This window comes from Alkalihalophilus lindianensis (genome assembly GCF_032843265.1).
In the GTDB taxonomy this organism is placed as follows: Bacteria; Bacillota; Bacilli; order Bacillales; family Bacillaceae_D; genus Alkalihalophilus; species Alkalihalophilus lindianensis.
Window position 1 is genome coordinate 1 of record NZ_JAWJBA010000812.1, and the last position, 247, is coordinate 247.

1 protein-coding gene is annotated in these 247 nt (G+C 42.9%); it reads right to left on the reverse strand.

The window, feature by feature from the left end:
- A partial coding sequence (locus RYX56_RS24430; protein WP_317124396.1) for a LamB/YcsF family protein occupies window positions 1–247 on the reverse strand: 247 nt, incomplete at both ends.

Sequence of the window (247 nt, forward strand, 5' to 3'; positions counted from 1 at the left end):
CCCCATGGGGTTTAACATGTTGGATCGGCTGATTGTAGAGATCGGTAAATATTTTGAGTGCCCCAATTTGGTACATTACACAATTGTAAATTTCTCTTGCTGTCATCTGTAATGGTCTTCGTCCAAATCCTTGAATATCGGGATAACCAGGATGGGCCCCGATGGCAACTTCCTTATCGATAGCTTTGCGAACCGTATCATGGATTACATTAAAGTCGCCTGCATGGAAACCACAAGCAATATTTGC